At 72.4% G+C, this 15,052-nt stretch carries 14 protein-coding genes; 3 read left to right on the top strand and 11 right to left on the bottom strand.

The features are described from left to right. Nucleotides 1-62: 62 nt before the first annotated feature. Nucleotides 63-1,418 carry a dipeptidase gene (locus tag ACIRFH_RS09360; protein ID WP_403518469.1) on the top strand — a complete coding sequence of 452 codons (1,356 nt, stop codon included), beginning with the start codon at nucleotides 63-65 and terminating at the stop codon, nucleotides 1,416-1,418. A 121-nt stretch (nucleotides 1,419-1,539) separates the two neighbouring features. On the opposite strand, the gene ACIRFH_RS09365 is transcribed toward ACIRFH_RS09360, so the two are convergent. Together ACIRFH_RS09365 and ACIRFH_RS09370 are read right to left on the bottom strand one after the other, a co-directional pair. Beyond that, nucleotides 1,540-2,592 carry an NUDIX domain-containing protein gene (locus ACIRFH_RS09365; RefSeq protein ID WP_403518471.1) on the bottom strand — a complete coding sequence of 351 codons (1,053 nt, stop codon included), beginning with the start codon at nucleotides 2,590-2,592 and terminating at the stop codon, nucleotides 1,540-1,542. A 274-nt stretch (nucleotides 2,593-2,866) separates the two neighbouring features. Continuing rightward, the gene (locus tag ACIRFH_RS09370; protein ID WP_403518473.1) at nucleotides 2,867-3,820 is read right to left on the bottom strand and encodes an ROK family protein; all 954 of its coding nucleotides are present in this window, start codon (nucleotides 3,818-3,820) and stop codon (nucleotides 2,867-2,869) included. A gap of 220 nt (nucleotides 3,821-4,040) precedes the next feature. Here ACIRFH_RS09370 and ACIRFH_RS09375 point away from each other — a divergent pair, with 220 nt between their 5' ends. Continuing rightward, entirely contained in the window at nucleotides 4,041-5,117 is a 1,077-nt protein-coding gene (locus ACIRFH_RS09375; RefSeq protein ID WP_403518475.1) for a LacI family DNA-binding transcriptional regulator, read from the top strand. A 264-nt stretch (nucleotides 5,118-5,381) separates the two neighbouring features. Here ACIRFH_RS09375 and ACIRFH_RS09380 read toward each other — a convergent pair whose 3' ends face one another. The 5 genes from ACIRFH_RS09380 to ACIRFH_RS09400 all read right to left on the bottom strand — a co-directional run bounded on the left by ACIRFH_RS09380 (nucleotide 5,382) and on the right by ACIRFH_RS09400 (nucleotide 9,941). Continuing rightward, nucleotides 5,382-6,680 (bottom strand): DUF6986 family protein, encoded by a 1,299-nt coding sequence (locus tag ACIRFH_RS09380; RefSeq protein WP_403518477.1) that lies wholly within the window; start codon nucleotides 6,678-6,680, stop codon nucleotides 5,382-5,384. Nucleotides 6,681-6,866: 186 nt separating this feature from the next. Further along, nucleotides 6,867-7,829: an electron transfer flavoprotein subunit alpha/FixB family protein gene (locus ACIRFH_RS09385; protein ID WP_403518479.1), complete on the bottom strand. Its 963-nt coding sequence runs from the start codon at nucleotides 7,827-7,829 to the stop codon at nucleotides 6,867-6,869. 52 nt (nucleotides 7,830-7,881) lie between these two features. Next, nucleotides 7,882-8,670, bottom strand: a complete 789-nt coding sequence (locus tag ACIRFH_RS09390) for an electron transfer flavoprotein subunit beta/FixA family protein (protein ID WP_403518481.1) — start codon at nucleotides 8,668-8,670, stop codon at nucleotides 7,882-7,884. A gap of 264 nt (nucleotides 8,671-8,934) precedes the next feature. Then, nucleotides 8,935-9,447, bottom strand: a complete 513-nt coding sequence (locus ACIRFH_RS09395) for a flavin reductase family protein (RefSeq protein WP_403518483.1) — start codon at nucleotides 9,445-9,447, stop codon at nucleotides 8,935-8,937. Between the two features lie 146 nt (nucleotides 9,448-9,593). Next, nucleotides 9,594-9,941, bottom strand: a complete 348-nt coding sequence (locus ACIRFH_RS09400; protein WP_403518484.1) for a TlpA family protein disulfide reductase — start codon at nucleotides 9,939-9,941, stop codon at nucleotides 9,594-9,596. Between the two features lie 289 nt (nucleotides 9,942-10,230). Here ACIRFH_RS09400 and ACIRFH_RS09405 point away from each other — a divergent pair, with 289 nt between their 5' ends. After that, nucleotides 10,231-10,959, top strand: a complete 729-nt coding sequence (locus tag ACIRFH_RS09405) for a lysophospholipid acyltransferase family protein (RefSeq protein WP_403518486.1) — start codon at nucleotides 10,231-10,233, stop codon at nucleotides 10,957-10,959. Nucleotides 10,960-10,969: 10 nt separating this feature from the next. On the opposite strand, the gene ACIRFH_RS09410 is transcribed toward ACIRFH_RS09405, so the two are convergent. The 4 genes from ACIRFH_RS09410 to ACIRFH_RS09425 all read right to left on the bottom strand — a co-directional run bounded on the left by ACIRFH_RS09410 (nucleotide 10,970) and on the right by ACIRFH_RS09425 (nucleotide 14,915). Next, nucleotides 10,970-11,542 (bottom strand): transglutaminase family protein, encoded by a 573-nt coding sequence (locus ACIRFH_RS09410; protein ID WP_403518488.1) that lies wholly within the window; start codon nucleotides 11,540-11,542, stop codon nucleotides 10,970-10,972. 87 nt (nucleotides 11,543-11,629) lie between these two features. Further along, nucleotides 11,630-12,700: a threonine aldolase family protein gene (locus ACIRFH_RS09415; RefSeq protein ID WP_403518490.1), complete on the bottom strand. Its 1,071-nt coding sequence runs from the start codon at nucleotides 12,698-12,700 to the stop codon at nucleotides 11,630-11,632. Further along, nucleotides 12,697-13,443 (bottom strand): SDR family NAD(P)-dependent oxidoreductase, encoded by a 747-nt coding sequence (locus ACIRFH_RS09420; RefSeq protein WP_403518492.1) that lies wholly within the window; start codon nucleotides 13,441-13,443, stop codon nucleotides 12,697-12,699. The genes ACIRFH_RS09415 and ACIRFH_RS09420 overlap by 4 nt, the downstream gene beginning before the upstream one ends. A gap of 74 nt (nucleotides 13,444-13,517) precedes the next feature. Beyond that, the gene (locus tag ACIRFH_RS09425; protein ID WP_403518494.1) at nucleotides 13,518-14,915 is read right to left on the bottom strand and encodes a DUF6421 family protein; all 1,398 of its coding nucleotides are present in this window, start codon (nucleotides 14,913-14,915) and stop codon (nucleotides 13,518-13,520) included. Nucleotides 14,916-15,052: the final 137 nt, after the last annotated feature.

Genomic DNA, 15,052 nt, shown 5'->3' on the forward strand with positions numbered 1-15,052 from the left:
GGCGCCGCCGGCGGCGCCCGCCCACCGATCGGTACAACGTCGCACCCACAAGGAGCGTGCCCATGTCGTCGAATCCGGTCGCCGAGACCGTCTCCTCGCTGATGCCCAGGGCGAAGGAGGAGCTCGCCGCGCTGGTGGCCTTCAAGTCGGTGGCGGACTTCGACCAGTTCCCGCGCAGTGAGAGCGTGGGCGCCGCCAACTGGATAGCGTCCGCGCTGCGCGCCGAGGGCTTCGAGGACGTGGCCCTGCTCGACACGCCGGACGGCACCCAGTCGGTGTACGGCTACCTGCCCGGCCCCGAGGGCGCCAGGACCGTGCTGCTCTACGCCCACTACGACGTGCAGCCGCCGCTGGACGAGGCGGGCTGGGACACGCCGCCGTTCGAGCTGACCGAGCGCGACGGCCGCTGGTACGGGCGGGGTGCCGCCGACTGCAAGGGCGGCGTGCTGATGCACCTGCTCGCCCTGCGCGCGCTGAAGGCGAACGGCGGTGTGCCGGTGCACGTCAAGGTGATCGCCGAGGGCTCCGAGGAGCAGGGCACGGGCGGTCTGGAGCGGTACGCCGAGGCGCACCCGGAGCTGCTGGCGGCGGACACCATCGTCATCGGCGACGCCGGCAACTTCCGCGTCGGTCTGCCGACGGTCACCTCGACGCTGCGCGGCATGACGCTGCTGCGCGTGAAGGTCGACACCCTCGAGGGCAACCTGCACTCCGGCCAGTTCGGCGGCGCCGCGCCCGACGCGCTGGCCGCGCTGATCCGCGTCCTGGACTCGCTGCGCGCCGAGGACGGCTCCACGGCCGTCGACGGTCTGGCGTCGGACAGCACCTGGGAGGGACTGGCGTACGACGAGGAGCAGTTCCGCCGGGACGCCAAGGTGCTCGACGGCGTCGAGCTGATCGGCTCCGGCTCGGTCGCCGACCGCATCTGGGCCCGCCCCGCCGTGACGGTGCTCGGCATCGACTGCCCGCCGGTGATCGGCGCGACCCCGTCGGTGCAGGCGAGCGCCCGGGCGCTGGTGAGCCTGCGGGTGCCGCCGGGCGTGGACGCCGCCGAGGCCACCAAGCTGCTCCAGGCCCACCTGGAGGCGCGCACGCCGTGGGGCGCGCGGGTGGAGGTCGAACAGATCGGCCAGGGCCAGCCGTTCCGCGCCGACACCACCAGCCCGGCGTACCAGGCGATGGCGGACGCGATGGCGGTGGCGTACCCGGGCCAGGAGATGCAGTACGCCGGCCAGGGCGGCTCCATCCCGCTGTGCAACACCCTCGCGTCGCTCTACCCGCAGGCGGAGATCCTGCTGATCGGCCTGAGCGAGCCGGAGGCACAGATCCACGCCGTGAACGAGAGCGTGTCCCCCGAGGAACTGGAGCGGCTGTCGGTGGCGGAGGCGCTGTTCCTGCGGAACTACGCGGCGAACTGAGCGCGCCGCCCGTCCGCGCCCCGCGGGACGGCGGACGGCCCTCGTCGCGGGACGCGGGCCGTCCCCGCGGTTGTCCTGGCCGGGCGCCGCGAGCGTGGACGTGCGCCGCGGCCGTCCGGTGTCAGCCGACCGGCGTGCCCGCCTCCAGGTACAGGGCCGCCCCGCGCTCCCGGGCGCGCAGGGCCCAGCGCAGCCGCTCGTAGCGGACCGGGGGCAGCAGGGCGGCGGCCTCGTCCTCGTCGACGAAGCGCCAGTCGCGCAGTTCGGGGCCCGGCAGCAGCACCCGGCCGGCCTCCGCGGCGTCGAGCCGGCCGCCGTCGAAGAGCAGGCGCAGGCCGCCGTAGCCGGGGGGCGCGGGCGGTTCCCAGTCGACGACCAGCAGGGCGGGCACCTCGTCGAGGCGGATCCCGGTCTCCTCGGCGACCTCGCGCATCCCGGCGCGGGCGGGCGCCTCGCCGGGTTCCACGACGCCGCCGGGGAACTCCCAGCCGGGCTTGTAGGTGGGGTCGACGAGCAGCACCCGGTCCTGCTCGTCGAAGAGGAGGACGCCGGCGGCGAGGGTCTCGCCGGTGGGCTCGGGGGTCTGCACGATGTCGCAGGCGGGCACCGCCCCGGTCCCGACGGCCTCGGCGATGCGGACGGCGGTCTCGTACGGGGTGAGGGCGCTGGTGTCGACCGGATGGGCGTCGGCCGTCAGCCAGGAGGCGAGGGCGGCCCGGTACGGCTCGATGTGGTCGTACGACCACTGCCGTACGCGTATCTCCCCGTCCGTCTCCCCGTCCGCTTCCTCGGGCATCTCGCGGGCCGCTATCCGCTCCCGCAGTATCGTTTCCGCCGGAGCCAGCAGGATGTGCCGGACCGCTATCCGGCGAGCGGCGAGGCCGCCGAAGATCTCGTCGCGGTACTCCTGGCGCAGCAGGGTCATGGGGACCACGAGGGTCCCGCCGAGTTCGGCGAGCATGGCGGCCGCCGTGTCGATCACGAGGCGGCGCCAGATCGGCAGGTCCTGGAAGTCGCCGGCCTCGGCGAGGTGTTTGGGCGGCAGCAGGTGTGCGAGCGCCGCACCGATGACCTCGGGGTCGAAGAGCGTGCTGTTCGGGATCAGTTCGATCAGTTCCCGTGCGGTGGTCGTCTTCCCCGCACCGAACGCGCCGTTGATCCAGACGACGGTCACAGGTCCCCCTCTTGTCTTGGCCCCCTGTGGCTTGCCCGCTCCACCCTGCCACGGAAACCAGGCCCAGTTGAGGGCGTACGACAGCGACGCCGGTGCCGCGCGGCCCGTGTGCGGCGGGCCGGGCACCTTGCCCCGGCCCGCCGAGGGGACCTCGCCTTCCGGTTCCGGGCGGACGGCAGCGGGGCGGCCTCGGCCGGGGTCCTCACCCACGTGATGCCGACCCGGTCCCCGCCGGCTGGGCACGGGCCCGGCCGGCCCGCTGATCCACAGCCGCTCAGACCCCCGCCGCGGTCACGCCCGTCGTCCTGGTGAGCGCGGCCGCGGCGGCCCCGACCAGTCCCGCGTCCGTGCCCATCCGGGCGGGCACGGCCGTCAGCCGCCGCACGAAGGACAGCGTCGCGTAGTCGGCCAGGGCCTTGCGCAGCGGACCGAAGAGCACCTCGCCCGCCTTGGCCACTCCCCCGCCGACCACGGCGATGTCGATCTCGACGAGGGTCGCGGTGGCGGCGATGCCGGCGGCCAGCGCCTGTGCCGCCCGCTCGAAGGAGGCCACGGCGACGGGGTCGCCCAGGCGGGCGGCGGCGGCCACCGCGGCGGCCGACGTGTCGCCGTCCGGGCCCGGCCGCCAGCCGTCGGCCAGCGCGCGCCGCGCGATGTTGGGGCCGCTCGCCACGCGCTCCACACAGCCGCGCGAACCGCACGGGCACGAGTCGCCGTCCAGGTCCACGCTGATGTGCCCGATGTGTCCGGCGTTGCCGGTCGGGCCGGGATGGAGCGCCCCGTTCAGGACGAGACCGCCACCGACACCCGTCGAGACGACCATGCACAGCGCGTTGTCGTGCCCGCGGGCCGCGCCCAGCCAGTGTTCGGCCGCCGTGATCGCCACTCCGTCGCCGACCAGCTCGACGGGCAGGTCACCGGCGGTGGCGCGGACGCGCCGGACGAGGGGGAAGTCGCGCCAGCCGGGCACGTTGACCGGGCTGACCGTGCCCGCCGAGGCGTCCACCGGTCCGGCGCTGCCGATGCCGACGGCCCTGGCCCGCCCCCACAGCGGCGACACGGCCAGCTCCGCGAGGACCGCGTCCACGGCCCGCATCACGGTCTCGCCGTCCTCCTGGGCGGGCGTCGCACGCTGCGCGCGGGCCTGGATCCGGCCGTGGCCGTCCACCAGCGCCCCGGCGATCTTGGTGCCGCCGATGTCCAGCGCTGCCACGAGGTCGGTGTGCATCAGAGTCGGATCTCCCCGTCGGCGGAAGGAAAGTGAGGAAAAGTGAGGAACACGAGCGGAGCAGCAGGCCGGCCGCGCGGTGGGGGCGCGGACCGAAGAGTGCGATGAACAGTGTCTCCCGCATCTGACAACGTTGTCCAGGCTCTATGCTCGACGCCACATCCTCATACAAGCGCACGAGCCGCGCACCCCCGTGGACGACAGGAGCCGACGCAATCCCGTGGACGACAGGACAGGACATCGCACCGAGCCCGGCACGCCCCGCCGCGCGGACCGGCTTCCCGGGAGCCGCTACGGCAACCGCCCCACCATGAAGGACGTCGCCGCCCGCGCGGGCGTCGGGCTGAAGACCGTCTCCCGGGTGGTCAACGGGGAACCGGGTGTCACCCCGGAGACCGAACGGCGCGTCCAGGAGGCCATCGACGCGCTCGGCTTCCGCCGCAACGACAGCGCGCGGGTGCTCCGCAAGGGCCGTACGGCGAGCATCGGACTGGTGCTGGAGGACCTCGCGGATCCGTTCTACGGGCCGCTGAGCCGTGCCGTGGAGGAGGTGGCCCGCGCCCACGGGGCCCTGCTGATCAACGGCTCCAGCGCGGAGGACCCGGACCGCGAGCGGGAGCTGGTCCTGGCGCTGTGCGCGCGGCGCGTGGACGGACTGCTGGTGATTCCGGCCGGGGACGACCACCGGTATCTGGAGCCCGAGCTCAAGGCCGGTGTGGCCACGGTGTTCGTCGACCGTCCGGCGGGGCGGATCGACGCGGACGTGGTGGTGTCCGACAACTTCGGCGGTGCCCGTGACGGCGTGGCCCACCTGATCGCGCACGGGCACCGCAGGATCGGCTTCATCGGCGACATGCCCCGCATCCACACCGCCGCCGAGCGGCTGCGCGGCTACCGGGCGGCGATGGAGGACGCGGGCATACCGGTGAAGGACTCCTGGATGTCGCTGGGCGTCACCGATCCCGAGCGGGTGCGCCGGGCCGCCGAGGAGATGCTCGCCGACCCGCACCCGGTGACCGCGGTCTTCACGGGCAACAACCGGGTGACGGTCACCGTGATCCGCGTCCTCGCCGAGCACGCCCGGCGTATCGCCCTCGTCGGCTTCGACGACATCGAGCTCGCCGACCTGCTGCGGCCGGGCGTCACCGTGGTCGCCCAGGACGCGGCGGCCCTCGGCCGCACGGCGGCCGAGCGTCTCTTCAGGCAGCTGGACGGCACCCTGCTCGCCCCCGAGCGCATCGAACTGCCGACCCGCCTGATCACCCGCGGCTCGGGCGAACTGCCCCCGGCGGACTGAGCGGCCCGCGGCCGACGCGCGGGATACCGGGCCCGAGGGCGACCGTGCGGTGGTTCTCGGTGAGCCGCCGTGCGGGCCGGCCCGGCCTGCGGGAGCGCTCGGGGACGCCCGAGGAGTTCCGCGCGCGGGCGCGGGCCGGCCGGCGGCCGCGCGCACGGGGGACGCGGCTGTTCACCGGGGAGCGGCGGTCGACGGCTTCCGGTCCGGAGCGCCGTGTGGGCTCCGGCCGGACCGGCGGGCCGCTCCCCCCGCCCCGGTCGCCGCCTACTGCGCCGAGGCCGTGAGGTCGCCGCGCCGGGGCGACGAGAAGCCCTCCAGGTCGGCGCGGGTCAGGCCGGTCAGCCGGGCGACCTCGCCCGTGTCGAGGGCGCCGCAGTCCAGGCCGCGCAGCAGGTAGCCGCTGAGGGCCTTGGCGGTGGCGGGCTCGTCCATGACGTCGCCGCCGGCGTGGTTGGCGTAGCGGGCGAGGCGGGCGGCGGCCTGTGCGAAGCCCTCGCGGTAGAAGGCGAAGACGGCCGCGTACCGGGTGGGGATGTGGCCGGGGTGCATGTCCCAGCCCTGGTAGTAGGCACGGGCCAGCGCGCGGCGGGTGAGGCCGAAGTGCAGGCGCCAGGCGTCGTGGACCTTCTCGGTGGAGCCGACCGGCAGGACGTTGGTGGAGCCGTCCGAGACGCGTACGCCGGTGCCGGCGGCGGCGACCTGCATGACCGCCTTGGCGTGGTCGGCGGCCGGGTGGTCGCTGGCCTGGTGGGCGGCGGAGACGCCGAGACAGGCGCTGTAGTCGAAGGTGCCGTAGTGCAGTCCGGTGGCGCGGCCCTCGGCGGCCTGGATCATGCGGGCGACGGCGGCGGTGCCGTCGGCGGCCAGGATGGACTGGCTGGTCTCGATCTGGATCTCGAAGCCGATCCGGCCGGGCTCCAGGCCGCGGGCCTTCTCGAAGGCCTCCAGGAGCCGCACCATGGCGGTGACCTGCTCGGGGTACGTCACCTTCGGCAGGGTGAGGACCAGCCCGTCGGGCAGGCCGTCGGCCTCCATCAGACCGCTGAGGAAGACGTCGAGCGTCCGGATGCCCCGCGCGCGCACGGGGGCCTCCATGCACTTCATGCGGATGCCCATGTACGGGGCCGCCGTGCCCTGGTCGTAGGCCTCGGCGACGAGCCGGGCCGCGCGGGCGGCGGCTTCGTCCTCCTCGGCGTCGGACCGGTTGCCGTAGCCGTCCTCGAAGTCGATGCGCAGGTCCTCGATCGGCTCCCGCTCCAGCTTGGCGCGCACCCGGGAGTACACCGGCTCGGCCAGTTCGTCGGACAGGCCGAGGACTGCGGCGAAGGACGTGGCGTCGGGGGCGTGCTCGTCGAGCGCGGCGAGCGCCCGGTCCCCCCAGGAGCGGATCGTGTCGGCGGCGAAGACGTCACCGGGGACGTAGACGGTGTGGACGGGCTGGCGGGTGCCCGGGTCCCCGGGGTAGCGGCGCTCCAGCTCCGCGTCGACCGGCGCGAGGGAGGCACTGATCTCCTCGCCGACGGCGCCCGCGAGACTCGTTGCCACCTTCTCCTGCTGACCCATCCCACACTCTCCTATTTTCCGCTGAACGGAATCAATAATCCGTAGAGCGAAGTTATCTGCCACCTCTGCCCCGGTCAACCGTCCCCCGGCGGCACCCGGCGGGCCCTCACCATCCTGCGCACACGACGAGGCCCCCGCGACCACGGACGGTCGCGGGGGCCTCGGCCGGACTTGCGGCGGGGGTGCTCAGCCCTTGCGGGCCTTCACTTCCTCGGTGAGCTGCGGGACGACGTCGAAGAGGTCGCCGACCACGCCGTAGTCGACCAGGTCGAAGATCGGGGCCTCGGCGTCCTTGTTGATCGCCACGATCGTCTTCGAGGTCTGCATGCCGGCGCGGTGCTGGATCGCGCCCGAGATGCCGGAGGCGATGTACAGCTGCGGCGAGACGGACTTGCCGGTCTGGCCGACCTGGTTGGTGTGCGGGTACCAGCCCGCGTCCACCGCGGCGCGCGAGGCACCGACGGCCGCGCCGAGCGAGTCGGCGAGCGCCTCGATGATCGCGAAGTTCTCCGCGCCGTTGACGCCACGGCCGCCGGAGACCACGATCGCGGCCTCGGTCAGCTCCGGACGGCCGGTCGACTCGCGCGGCGTGCGCGAGGTGACCTTGGTGCCGGTCGCGGCGGCGGAGAAGGTGACCGACAGGGCCTCGACCGCGCCGGCGGCCGGGGCGGGCTCGACGGCCGCGCTGTTCGGCTTCACGGTGATGACCGGGGTGCCCTTGGAGACGCGGGACTTGGTGGTGAACGCGGCGGCGAACACCGACTGGGTCGCCACCGGACCCTCGTCACCGGCCTCCAGGTCGACGGCGTCGGTGATGATGCCGGAGCCGATGCGCAGCGCCAGACGGGCGGCGATCTCCTTGCCCTCGGCGGAGGACGGCACCAGCACGGCGGCCGGGGAGACGGCCTCGACGGCGGCCTGGAGGGCGTCGACCTTCGGTACGACCAGGTAGTCGGCATACTCGGCGGCCTCGTGGGTGAGGACCTTGACCGCGCCGTGCTCGGCGAGGGCGGCGGCGGTGTCACCGGCACCGTTGCCGAGCGCGACGGCGACGGGCTCGCCGATGCGGCGGGCCAGGGTCAGCAGCTCGAGCGTGGGCTTGCGGACGGCACCGTCCACGTGGTCGACGTAGACGAGAACTTCAGCCATGGGACTTCTCTCCTGCTTGCGAGATGTGAGGGGCGGTCGGCGATTCCGGGGCTCAGATGAACTTCTGGCCCGCGAGGAACTCGGCGAGCTGCTTGCCGCCCTCGCCCTCGTCCTTGACGATGGTGCCCGCGGTGCGCGCCGGACGCTCCGCCGCCGACTCGACGACCGTGTAGGCGTTCTCGAGACCGACCTCGTCCTCGTCGATGTCGAGGTCGGACAGGTCCCAGGACTCCACCGGCTTCTTCTTGGCCGCCATGATGCCCTTGAAGGACGGGTAACGCGCCTCGCCCGACTGGTCGGTGACCGACACGACCGCCGGCAGCGACGCCTCCAGCTGCTCCGTGGCGGAGTCGCCGTCGCGGCGGCCCTTGACCACGCCGTCCCCGACCGAGACCTCGGACAGCAGCGTCACCTGCGGGACGCCGAGACGCTCGGCGACCAGCGCGGGGACGACGCCCATGGTGCCGTCGGTGGAGGCCATGCCGGAGACGACCAGGTCGTAGCCGGCCTTCTCGATCGCCTTGGCCAGGACCAGGGAGGTACCGATGGCGTCGGTGCCGTGCAGGTCGTCGTCCTCGACGTGGATCGCCTTGTCCGCGCCCATGGACAGCGCCTTGCGCAGCGCGTCCTTGGCGTCCTCCGGCCCCACCGTCAGGACGGTGATCTCCACGTCGTCGTCCGAGTTCTCCGAGATCTGCAGCGCCTGCTCCACCGCGTACTCGTCCAGCTCGGAGAGCAGACCGTCCACATCGTCGCGGTCGACGGTCAGGTCATCGGCGAAGTGCCGGTCGCCAGTGGCGTCGGGCACGTACTTCACAGTGACAACGATCCTCAAGCTCACGCCGGCTCTCCTACTGCATCGTCATTTCAGTGCTGCCTGCTTGCAGGCAGCATAGGCGCCCCAAGCGGCCGATTCCGGTCGGGGCGACCCACGCCTCCACCCGGAACGTTACTCGTCAGTACACCCAGTTCCTGCCCACTAAGCAAGCGCTTTGAACTGTGACCTTCGCAACGCAGCGTAACCGGAACTCGACCGTTCCGCAGAAGGGGCGGAAGGAGACGGAGGGACGGAGGGGATGGGGGAGGCGGAGGGGCCGAGGGGCTCTCAGTCACGCAGGCCGTTGAAACGTCCCTGGTGGTACAGCAGCGGGCTGCCGGGGCCCGTCGAGTCACCGATGAGCACCTCGGCCAGCACGATGCGGTGGTCCCCCGCGGGGACGCGGCCGACGACCCGGCACACGAGCCAGGCGAGGACGCCGTCCAGGACGGGGACGCCTTCGGGGCCCTCGTGCCAGACGGTGGGCGCGCCGAAGCGGTCGGCGCCGCTGCGCGCGAAGGTGGCGGCCAGCTCCTGCTGGTGCTCACCGAGCAGGTGGACGCCGACGCACTCGGCGCCGGACACCGTGGGCCAGCTGGAGGAGCCGGTGCCGATGCCGAAGGAGAGCAGCGGCGGCTCGGCGGAGACGGAGGTGAGGGAGGTGGCCGTGAAGCCGACCGGGCCCGCGTCGCTGCGCGCGGTGATCACCGCCACGCCCGCCGCGTGGCGCCGGAAGACGGACCGCAGCAGGTCGCCGCCGGCGGCGGTCCGGGGCGCGGCGAGGTCGGGTGTGGCCGTCATGGGGGATGTCCTTCCGCCGGGCGCCTCGGTCCGGGGAGAGGGGAGCGAAGGCATACGGGCAGGCTGACGATGGGTGGCATACACAGTCAAATACGTCCCGGAATCCGGGGGCTACGGAGAACGTCTCATCGGCGGCGTGGCGATGATCACACCGCCTCCCCCAGGGCGGCGATCACGTCCGCCTTGCGCGGCCGGCCGACGGCCCGCCGCACGACGCGGCCCTCGGCGTCGAGGACCAGCACGGTCGGCGTCCTGAGCACGTCCAGCGCGCGGACGAGCTCCAGCCGGGCCTCGGCGTCCAGTTCGACGTGGGCGACGCCGGGGACCATGCCGGCCACCTCGCCGAGAATCCGCCGGGTGGCCCGGCAGGGGGCGCAGAAGGCGCTGGAGAACTGCACGAGCGTGGCGCGCGCGCCCAGTTCCGCCCCCAGATCCGCCGCGTCCAGCCGACGGCCGCGGCGCCGCTCGCCCTCGTCGTCCCCGCGCACTCGCACGTCTCCCGCTCCGCCGCATCGCGGCCATTCGTGGCGCGCCTCGACGGCGCCCCGGTCCGGTCTTCCCCAGGTCCAGCGCCCGGGGGCGGGTGAAGATTCCCGGTTCACCGGCGCGTTTCGGCCACAGCGCGGCCGATGACGTGATGAGGATCTCGCCACGGCCGGGCACCAGGGCTGGTACCCCGGCCGTTCTTGGGGCACGATCTCGACAAGACGTAGAACCTACGACTGCGTAACTTTCGACTGGGAGTCCCCTTCCCAGGCAGACAAGGAAGGGTCCGACCCGCCCATGGCAGAACTCGTCTACCGCCCGGTCATCGGTCTCGCCCGCACCATGTTCAAGGTGTGGGACCTCAAGATCGACTGCCGTGGGTCGGAGAACATCCCGCGCTCGGGCGGCGCCGTGCTGGTGAGCAACCACATCAGCTACCTGGACTTCATCTTCAACGGCCTGGCGGCGCTTCCGCAGAAGCGGCTGGTCCGGTTCATGGCGAAGGAGTCGGTCTTCCGGCACCGGATCTCCGGTCCGCTGATGCGCGGGATGAAGCACATCCCGGTGGACCGCAAGCAGGGCGAGGCCGCCTACGCGCACGCCCTGGACTCGCTGCGGTCCGGCGAGATCATCGGCGTCTTCCCGGAGGCGACGATCTCCGAGTCGTTCACCCTCAAGAGCTTCAAGTCGGGCGCCGCTCGCCTGGCCCAGGAGGCGGGCGTCCCGCTGGTGCCCATGGCGGTGTGGGGCACGCAGCGGCTGTGGACCAAGGGACACCCGCGCAACTTCAAGCGCAGCCACACCCCGGTCACCATCCGGGTCGGCGAGGCGATGGAGGCCCCCCGTGATCAGTACGCGGGCGCCCTCACCCGCCGGCTGCGCGAGCGCGTCCAGGAGCTCCTGGAGGCCGCCCAGCGTGCCTACCCGGTACGCCCCAGGGGCGCCGACGACACGTGGTGGATGCCGGCCCACCTCGGGGGGACGGCTCCGACGCCCGAGCAGCTGCGCACGGTCGAGGCCCACTGAACCGAGCGCGTCAGAGGGCGGCGGGCAGAGCGGCCCAGAGCCGGGCGCGGTCACCGGCCGCCCTCAGAACGGCCAGCACGGCCGGATGCGGGGCCGCGTACAGCTCCGGGTAGTCCGCTTCGCCCGCCTCGCGGTCGGGCACGAAGGCCAGTCGTTCCCGCCCCAGGGAGAACTGGGCGTTCACACCGGGCTTGTTGCCACGCGGGTCCTGCCGGTGCCAGGCCCCGTCGAACCGTACGGCGACCAGCCCGTGCACCACGTCGAAGCGCTGGTAGCACAGGGCGGTCGGGATGTCCTCGGCGCGCAGCAGCGCCGTCAGCGCGTGCGCCTTGGCATAGCAGATGCCGGTGCGCTGCTCCAGGACGTCGGAGGCGCGCCAGGTGACGCGCGGATCACCGGCGTCCTGCGAGTGCGGGATGGTGTCGCGCACGAACTCGAACGCCAGTCGCGCATAGGCATACGAGTCCTCCGCCTGTTTCGCGAGGCGTCCGGCCACCTCCCGCACATACGGGTGTTCATGGTCGATGACCTCGTCGGCAGCCAAGTAGGCGGACAGGTCAAGGCTTTGCTGGATGAGTTCCATGACGTCAGAGCATAGGAACGCGATCACCCGACAGTCAATGACTTTCCAGGTGATCGCATACCTATGCAGAAATCGACGGCCTCCCTCTCAGCGCGCCATCTCTTCCTTGAGGGCGGCGACGAACGCGTCCACGTCGTCCTCCGTGGTGTCGAAGGAGCACATCCAGCGCACGTCGCCCGCCGTCTCGTCCCAGAAGTAGAAGCGGAACCGCTTCTGCAGGCGCTCGCTCACCTCGTGCGGCAGCCGGGCGAAGACCGCGTTGGCCTGCACCGGGTAGAGGATCTCCACGCCGTGCACCGCCCGCACGCCCTCGGCGAGGCGCTGCGCCATCTCGTTGGCGTGCCGGGCGTTGCGCAGCCACAGGTCCTTGGCGAGCAAAGCCTCCAACTGCACCGAGACGAAGCGCATCTTGGACGCCAGCTGCATCGACAGCTTGCGCAGGTGCTTCATGTGGCGCACGGCGTCCGGGTCGAGCACCACGACCGCCTCGCCGAACAGGGCGCCGTTCTTGGTGCCGCCGAGCGAGAGCAGGTCGACCCCGACCGCGTTGGTGAACGTCCGCATCGGGACGTCCAGGGAGGCGGCTGCGTTGGCTATCCGGGAACCGTCCAGGTGCACCCTCATGCCGTGCGCGTGGGCGTGCTCGCAGATGGCCCGGATCTCGTCGGGCGTGTAGAGCGTGCCGAGTTCGGTGCTCTGGGTGATCGAGACGACCTGCGGCATCGCCCGGTGCTCGTCGTCCCAGCCGTACGCCTGCCGGTCGATCAGCTCGGGGGTGAGCTTGCCGTCGGGGGTGGGCACGGTGAGCAGCTTGAGGCCGCCGACGCGCTCCGGCGCCCCGCACTCGTCGACGTGGATGTGCGCGCTCTCGGCGCAGATCACCGCGCCCCAGCGGTCGGTGACCGCCTGGAGCGCGACGACGTTGGCGCCGGTGCCGTTGAAGACCGGGAACGCCTCGGCCGTCGCCCCGAAATGACTGCGGATCACCCGCTGGAGGTTCGCCGTGTAGTCGTCCTCGCCGTACGCGACCTGGTGCCCGCCGTTGGCCAGGGCCAGGGCGGCGAGCACCTCCGGGTGGGCGCCGGCGTAGTTGTCGCTGGCGAATCCGCGGATCTCCGGGTCGTGGTGGCGACGCGCGTCGGTCTTCGGTGGGTTCACGGCTTCTCGGTCAGCCACAGACGGGTTCCGTTCACTTCCGCGGCGGGCTTCTCCCAGACTCCGGCGACCGCCTCGGCCAGGTCCTTGACGTCCGTGAAGCCCGCGAACTTCGCGTTGGGGCGCTCGGCGCGCATCGCGTCGTGCACCAACGCCTTGACCACCAGGATCGCAGCCGCGGAGGTCGGCCCCTGCTCGCCCCCCGCCTTGCGGAAGTAGTCCGCGAGGGCCAGCGTCCACGCCTCGGCGGCGGCCTTGGCGGCCGAGTAGGCGGCGTTGCCCGCGGTGGGCTGCGACGCGCCCGCGGCGCTGATCAGGACGTAGCGGCCCCGGTCGCTGCGCTGGAGCGCCTCGTGGAAGGCGAGGGAGGTGTGCTGCACGGTGCGGACCAGCAGCTTCTCCAGCAGGTCCCAGTCGCCGAGGTCGGTCTTGGTGAAGGTCTGGCTGCCGCGCCAGCCGCCGACGAGGTGGACCAGGCCGTCGACGCGGCCGAAGTCCTTCTCGATACGGTCGGCCCAGGCCCGGGCGGAATCGAGGTCGAGCAGGTCGACCGTCTCACCGGTGACCGTGGCACCGCCGTGCGCGTAGCGCGCCGCGTCCACCGCCTCCGCCAGCCGCTGCGGGTCGTTGTCCGAACCGACGACGGTCGCGCCCGCCTCGGCGAGCCGCAGCAGCGCGGCCCGTCCGGCGGGTCCGCCCGCTCCGGCCACCGCGATCACCGCGCCGTCGAGCGCCCCGTTCCCCATGGTCCTCGCCTCCCGAGCCTGTACCTGCTGGGTCTGTTCCCGCTGAGCCTGTTCCCGCGCGCCCGTGCCGTCGCTCACGCGGCGGCCCGCTCGGCGCCGTCCGCCGTGATGCCCTTGGTGGAGGCGATCACGTTCTTCAGCTTCTTGGCCAGCGCCTCGTAGAACATGCTCAGCGGAAACTCGTCCGGAAGCACGTCGTCGACGAGTTTGCGCGGCGGCAGGGTCAGGTCCAGGGCGTCGGGGCCCTTGGCCCACTTCGAGCCCGGGTGCGGGGCGAGGTAGGTGGAGACCAGCTCGTAGCCGGCGAACCAGTGGACGAGCTTGGGGCGGTCGATGCCGTCGCGGTAGAGCGTCTCGATCTCGGCGCACAGCTGGTTGGTGACCTGCGGGGCGCGCTGCCAGTCGATGAAGAGCTTGTTGTCCGTCCAGCGGACGACGTCGTGCTTGTGCAGGTAGGCGAAGAGGAGCTGGCCGCCGAGGCCGTCGTAGTTGCGCACGCGCTCACCGGTGACCGGGAAGCGGAACATGCGGTCGAAGAGCACCGCGTACTGCACGTCACGGGCCTGCGGGACGCCGTCCGCCTCCAGCTTCACGGCCTCCTTGAAGGCGGTGAGGTCGCAGCGCAGCTCTTCGAGGCCGTACATCCAGAACGGCTGGCGCTGCTTGATCATGAACGGGTCGAAGGGCAGGTCGCCGTGGCTGTGAGTGCGGTCGTGGACCATGTCCCACAGGACGAACGCCTCCTCGCAGCGCTTCTGGTCGTGGACCATGGCGGCGATGTCCTCGGGCAGTTCGAGGCCGAGGATGTCGACGGCGGCGTCGGTGACGCGGCGGAAGCGGGCGGCCTCGCGGTCGCAGAAGATGCCGCCCCAGGAGAAGCGCTCGGGCGCCTCGCGCACCGCGATGGTCTCCGGGAAGAGCACGGCCGAGTTGGTGTCGTAACCGGCCGTGAAGTCCTCGAAGGTGATGCCGCAGAACAGCGGGTTGTCGTAGCGGGTGCGCTCCAGTTCGGCCAGCCAGTCGGGCCAGACCATGCGCAGCACGACCGCCTCGAGGTTGCGGTCCGGGTTGCCGTTCTGCGTGTACATCGGGAAGACGACCAGGTGCTGGAGGCCGTCCCGGCGGTCGGCGGCCGGCTGGAAGGCCAGCAGCGAGTCGAGGAAGTCGGGCACCTGGAAACCGCCGTCGGCCCAGCGGCCGAGGTCCTTCGCCAGCGCCTCGTGGTAGGCGCGGTCGTGCGGCAGCAGCGGGGACAGCTCGCGGACGGCCTCGGCGACACGGCGCACGGCGTCCTCGGCGGCGGCACGCTCCGGGGCGCCCTCGGCGTCGAAGTCGATCGACCCGTCCTTGGACTGCCATGGCCGGATCCGCTCCACGGCATCCTTGAGCACGGGCCACGCCGGGTGCTCCACCACCCTGCTCACCGGAGGAACCTTCTCCTCCGAACCCGTCTGCACAAGAATTTCCGTCATGTCCCATCCTCCACGGGAGAAGCTTGCGTCAGGACACCGTATGCATACGAGGTTCCTCCCAGCAAGGGGCACCTCCGTAAATTATCCTGCCCCATCCCACCCATGACCGCATTTTTTCCTGCGGGGCGCCACAGTCC

This window comes from Streptomyces sp. NPDC093586, assembly GCF_044764905.1.
Taxonomy (GTDB): Bacteria; Actinomycetota; Actinomycetes; order Streptomycetales; family Streptomycetaceae; genus Streptomyces.